This window comes from Streptococcus sp. CCH5-D3, from assembly GCF_001556435.1.
Classification (GTDB): domain Bacteria; phylum Bacillota; class Bacilli; order Lactobacillales; family Streptococcaceae; genus Streptococcus.
The window spans coordinates 1-6384 of sequence record NZ_LSIW01000032.1; the positions used below are offsets into that span (position 1 = coordinate 1).

Sequence of the window (6384 nt, forward strand, 5' to 3'; positions counted from 1 at the left end):
TTGAAGCAGAAGATTCTGGTGTTCTTTTGAAGATTACCCGTCAGGCTGGTGAAACAGTACCAGTTACTGAGGTTATTGGTTATATTGGAGCAGAGGGTGAAGTTGTGGCTGATAATGCAGCCAGTGCACCTGTTGCAGAAGCAACTGCTCAATTAGAATCTGCTGGTCTTGAAGTTCCTAAAGCTCCTGCCCCAGCAGCTCCTGCAGAAAAAGCACCACTTGCTGACAATGAGTACGATATTATTGTTGTCGGTGGTGGTCCTGCTGGTTACTATTCTGCCATTCGTGGGGCACAACTTGGTGGTAAGGTTGCTATCATTGAAAAATCTGAATTTGGTGGAACATGTTTGAATAAAGGATGTATTCCAACTAAGACCTACCTTAAAAATGCAGAAATCCTTGATGGGCTTAAGATTGCTGCAGGTCGTGGTATCAACCTAGCGTCAACAAACTACAGTATCGATATGGATAAGACTGTTGACTTTAAGAACTCTGTTGTTAAGACACTTACTGGTGGTGTTCAAGGTCTTTTGAAGGCTAACAAGGTTACTATTTTCAATGGTCTTGGTCAAGTTAACCCAGATAAGACAGTTACTATTGGTTCAGAAACAATCAAGGGACGTAATATTATCCTTGCGACTGGTTCAAAAGTTTCACGTATCAATATCCCTGGAATTGAGTCACAACTTGTGATGACATCAGATGATATCCTTGACTTGCGTGAATTACCTAAATCACTTGCTGTTATGGGTGGTGGTGTCGTTGGTATCGAACTTGGTCTTGTTTATGCTTCATACGGTGTAGAAGTAACTGTTGTTGAGATGGCTGACCGCATTATCCCTGCTATGGATAAAGAAGTATCACTTGAACTTCAAAAAATCCTTGCTAAGAAGGGCATGAAGATCATGACTTCTGTTGGTGTTTCTGAAATTGTTGAAGCCAACAACCAATTGACCCTTAAACTTAATAATGGTGAAGAGATTGTAGCTGATCGCGCCCTTCTTTCAATCGGTCGTGTTCCTCAGTTGGATGGTCTTGAAAATCTTAACCTTGAATTAGACCGTGGTCGTATCAAAGTGAATGCTTATCAAGAAACATCAATCCCTGGTATCTATGCACCGGGTGATGTAAACGGAACTAAGATGCTTGCTCACGCTGCTTACCGTATGGGTGAAGTTGCAGCTGAAAATGCTATGCATGGTAACGTTCGTAAGGCTCACCTTGACTACACACCAGCTGCTGTATACACACACCCAGAAGTCGCAATGTGTGGTCTTACTGAAGAAGATGCACGCGCTAAATATGGTGATGTCCTCATTGGTAAATCAAGCTTTGCTGGTAATGGACGTGCTATTGCTTCAAACGAAGCTCAAGGTTTTGTTAAAGTCGTTGCAGATGCGAAGTACCATGAAATCCTTGGTGTTCATATCATTGGACCGGCTGCAGCTGAATTGATTAACGAAGCGTCAACAATTATGGAAAATGAATTGACTGTAGATGAACTCTTGCAATCTATCCACGGTCACCCAACCTTCTCTGAAAACATGTACGAAGCCTTTGCTGATGTACTTGGAGAAGCTATCCATAACCCACCAAAACGTAAATAATACTGATAAAATTCTCGGACAAAGGTTCGGGAATTTTTTCATACATTTTCATTTGTATTTATTTGAAAAAATCGTTATGGATTTTCAATAGTTTTGTAGAAACATACGAATAATAAGTTAAAGAGTTTTCTATCAAGAGAGAAGTTTGTTTATAATTTTATAATATTTCTATTTTATTTAGAAAATTTTTAATAATAACCTTTCCACGAGAGTTTTTCTGTGGTAAAATGGTTCAAGTATTACAAATGCAAAAGGAAAGTTAAATGCGAACAAAAGATTTTATCTACTATGCTAGTGCGGCTGTTCTCTTGGCTGTAACTACTCAGGTTGCTCAAGCAGACGAAGTGGCAACACAAACGCCTTCTATTACTGAAGGAAATCAGTATCAACCTGCGACAGCGGCTGAGATTTTTGGTGGAGAAGCAGCCTTACCTGTAACTCCTAGTTCAACGGTTTCAGCACCCGAAGCTTCGAGTGAAGTGGCAAAAGCTAGTGCTCCAGTGGTATCTACGTCTCCTGCTTCACAGAGTTCCGAGGCTGCAACGGCAACTGCATCAACATCTGTAGCTAACTCAACAACGATTGTTACGTCTACATCAGCAGTGACTTCAAACGCTAGCTCTGAGAGTGTGACCGCTTCTGCACATTCAACAGCTTCTGAAGCCCCTAACAGCACTGTAGCAACACCTGCTAAATTAACGAATTCTACGGATGTTCCTTCGCCAACCCTTAAGGTGCAACCGAAGACTTTTATCGATGTCAGCAGCCATAATGGTGAAATCAGTGTAGATGACTATCGTGCTCTAGCACGCCAAGGTGTTGGTGGTGTCGTTGTCAAGTTGACTGAGGATACTTGGTACAACAACCCTAAAGCACCATCACAAGTTCGTAATGCTCAAATTGCCGGTCTTCAAGTATCTACCTATCATTTTTCTCGATACACAACAGAGGAAGAAGCACGTGCAGAGGCTCGTTTCTACATTCAAGCTGCACAAAACCTTAACCTTCCAAAGAGTACTGTTATGGTTAATGATTTCGAAGACTCTAAGATGCTTCCAAATATCAACCGTAACACTCAAGCATGGGTTAACGAAATGCATAAGCATGGCTACAACAACTTGATGTTCTACACAAGTGCTAGCTGGTTGGATGAGAATAATCTAGGCTACCGTGGACCTGTCTCAACCTCTCAATTTGGGATTGAAAATTTCTGGGTTGCACAGTACCCATCATCAACTCTTACAGCAACGAGTGCCAAAAACATGCGCTATAATGCCAAAACTGGTGCATGGCAGTTTTCAGCTACGGCTAATCTCTTGCCAAGTAAACATGTCTTCGACCACAGCGTGGATTATACAGGACGTTTCACAGCTAATGCTAGTGCTGAGGTTGATGCAACTCAAGGCAATTTGAGTGGAACCATTTCTATTGTCAACAATAATCCAACTGTTGGTAGCTTTGATGTAGTCATCTCTAATGTCAAAGCACCAAATGGTGTTGAAACGGTCTCTGTTCCAATTTGGTCAGAAATTAATGGTCAAGATGACATTATCTGGTATACGGCTAACCGTCAAAATAATGGAACTTATACAGTAAACGTTAAGGCTTCAGCTCATAAAAACTCGACAGGGCTTTATAATATCCACCTTTATTATGTTCAAAAAGATGGTCAATTGACGGGTGTTGGTGGAACAACTACTCAAGTTTTCATTGGTAAGACACCTGAGCAGTTGAAACCTAAAGCAAGTTTTGCTATTGAAAACAATAATGCTAAGGCTGGAACTTTTGATGCCGTTATCACTAATATCTCAGCACCACTAGGTGTTAAAGAAGTTTTGGTGCCATCATGGAGTCTTGAAAATGGCCAAGACGACCTTATTTGGCATAAGGCGACTAAGCAAACTGATGGCAGCTATCGTGTAACCATTAAGGCAAGTGAGCATAAGGGCACTAAAGGAAATTACCGTGCCGATGCTTATATCGAGGATAACTCTAACAATCGCCATTATATTGCTGAAAAAGTAGTGGCTGTTGATTATGCTCGACCAAGTGGTGTCCTTACGATTGAAAACAACAATACTGCAGCAGGCACTTTTGATGCAGTTGTTCGTAACATTGTTGCTCCTACAGGTTTGAAAGAAGTTCTTGTTCCTTCATGGAGTTTAGCTGGTGGTCAAGACGACCTTATCTGGCATAAGGCAACTCGTCAAGCCGATGGTTCTTACCGAGTGACTATCAAAGCAACGGATCATAAGAATTCAACTGGTAAGTACCGTGCCGATGCCTACCTTGTAGATGACTCTAACAAACGTTTCTACCTTACTGAAAAAGTGGTAGAAGTTTCTCAAACTCGTCCTAGTGCAAGCCTCTTTATTGAAAATAATAATGCTGATTTAGGTACATTTGACGCTGTTATCCGCAATATCGTAGCACCAAATGGGGTTAAGGAAGTTTTAGTTCCTTCATGGAGTCTCGTTAATGGACAAGATGATCTCGTTTGGCACAAGGCTAGTCGCCAATCTGATGGTAGCTACCGTGTCACTATTAAGGCTAGTGAGCATAAAAATTCACTAGGAAATTACCGTGCTGACGTTTACATCGTAGATAATGCCAACCAACGTCATTATGTCACTGAAACCATTGTAGACGTAAAACATAATAAACCAGTAGGTGCCATTTCAGTAGTTAATAACAATAAAGATACTGGTACTTTTGATGTCATTATCAGTGATGTTTATAGTCCTAAAGGTGTTCGTACTGTTCAAGTACCTATTTGGTCTGAAAAAGATGGTCAAGATGACATTCGTTGGTATGAAGCCACACGTCAAGCTAATGGCACTTATACGGTAAATGTTCAAGCTACTAACCACAAAAATTCAACAGGTTTGTACAATATTCATTTGTACTACATTTTAAATGATGGGTCACAAGTTGGTGTAGGAGGGACAACGACAACAGTTGAATTCCGTAATGCTAAGACTAAAACGCAAACCTATATCACTAATGTTAATTCAGAAGCAGGTAGTTTTACAGTTGTAGTTGATCAAGCGCCACAAGGACGTCAGATTAAGAATATTCGTGTAGCTGTATGGTCAGAAAGCAACCAAGGAAACCTTTCTTGGTACAATACAGCACCTACTGGAACACATACTGAAATCAATGTATCGACTGTTAATCATAAGAATCTCATCGGTAACTATACGACTCATGTTTATGTAGACTATGTAGACAATACTGTAGATGGATTCAACCTTGGTGAGACAGCTCTTGCTCCACGTAATCGTCGTGTTGAGCCTCAGACGACTTATTATTCTCAACGTGATCCTCGTTGGGCTTCTAAGTGGTATGGTGTCAGCAATATGGATCAATCTGGCTGTGTTCCAACATCACTTGCCATGACTTTTACAGATATTTTGGGAACTGTCATTGCACCAACGACAGTTGCGGATTATTTGTATTACAATACAAATTCATTTAACAAAACATCAGTCGCTGGTACTGATGCAGATGGTATTGTATTAGCAAGTAAAAATTGGGGTCTGAAGAGCAACGTACTTTCAAGTATTGCTAACATTGCTTCAGCTTTGATGTCAGGGCAACATGTTTTGGCGGCAGTAGGAGCAAGTCAATTTATCAATTATCCTTACACGCATGAAATTGTACTTCATGGCTATGATAATGGTAAAACATATGTTCGTGATCCATTTAACGCCAATAACAATGGATGGTATTCATTGGATTACATTCATGGTGTTCAGAGTAGAGATGCAATGGATACTAAGCTTGGTGCACCATTCTTCTCTGTCTTTGCTTAATCTATCAATCAAAGGTCTTTAGAAGGAAACTTCTAAGGGCTTTTTTAGTGTTGATTTTTGATAGTTATGTTGTTATTTACCTATTTTCAGAATATTATATACAAGGTTAAAATCTTATATTTATAGGGTTTTACGTTATTATTTTGGATTGTGTTAGTACTATTAGCATAGAAATTACTTAAATTTTTATCATTTTTGTAGTTTTTTTAGAGAATTATCACTTTTCCTCTATTCGTAAGATATTTTCTATGGTAAAATGGGTGACGTATTAAAAAGTGTCAAAGGGAAGTTAAATGCGAACAAAAGATTTTATCTACTATGCCAGTGCAGCTGTCCTCATGGCGGTGACCACTCAGGTGGCCAGTGCGGATGAGGTAGCTACGCAAATGCCTACGGTTACTGAAGGGAACCAGTATCAACCTGCGACTGCAGCAGATATTTTTGGTGGTGGAGCAGTTCTTGCACAAGAGTCACCATCAGCAAGACCAAGTTCAACCGTGGTGGTAGCTGCTACTGCTACAAGTGAAGTAACAAACTCAAGTGCTCCACAAGTCAGCCAAGCAAGCTCAACAACGATTGTAGCATCTGAATCAAGAGTCGTTGCCTCTGAATCTGTAGTTCAGGCGAACACACTAGCGAGTTCAGAAAATGCTTCGGTATCGACTGCTTCTGAGGTTCCAAGTGAGGTTGTGGCTGAACCTGCTAAGTTGACTCATGCCTCAGGTTCATCTAATGATACTGATGTTTTAAAACCGAAGGCTAGCTTCTCAATTGAGAACAACAACAAGGTAACTGGTACCTTTGATGCGGTTATCCGCAATATTGTTGCACCGTTAGGTGTTAAAGAGGTTTTTGTTCCATCTTGGAGTTTAGCCAATGGACAAGATGATTTGATTTGGCATAAGGCAGTTCAGCAGCACAGGGAATCGAAACTTATTATTACCAACCTTATGCAGAATACC

The 6384-nt window shown here is 40.4% G+C and carries 3 protein-coding genes; all 3 read left to right on the forward strand.

All coding sequences use genetic code 11. From position 1 onward, the window contains the following. The coding region (lpdA, locus tag AX662_RS01135; RefSeq protein ID WP_060971366.1) for a dihydrolipoyl dehydrogenase at window positions 1-1607 on the forward strand (1607 nt) is incomplete at its 5' end. 263 nt (window positions 1608-1870) lie between these two features. After that, complete coding sequence (locus AX662_RS01140; RefSeq protein WP_060971367.1) at window positions 1871-5422, forward strand: GBS Bsp-like repeat-containing protein; 3552 nt, start codon at window positions 1871-1873, stop codon at window positions 5420-5422. A 293-nt stretch (window positions 5423-5715) separates the two neighbouring features. Then, window positions 5716-6384, forward strand: a 669-nt coding sequence (locus AX662_RS10540; protein WP_197414652.1) for a GBS Bsp-like repeat-containing protein, incomplete at its 3' end; no start/stop codon positions are given.

Coding starts and splice junctions, on each gene's coding strand:
- AX662_RS01140 (WP_060971367.1), top strand. CDS start 1,871: ATGCGAACAAAAGATTTTATCTACTATGCTAGTGCGGCTGTTCTCTTG.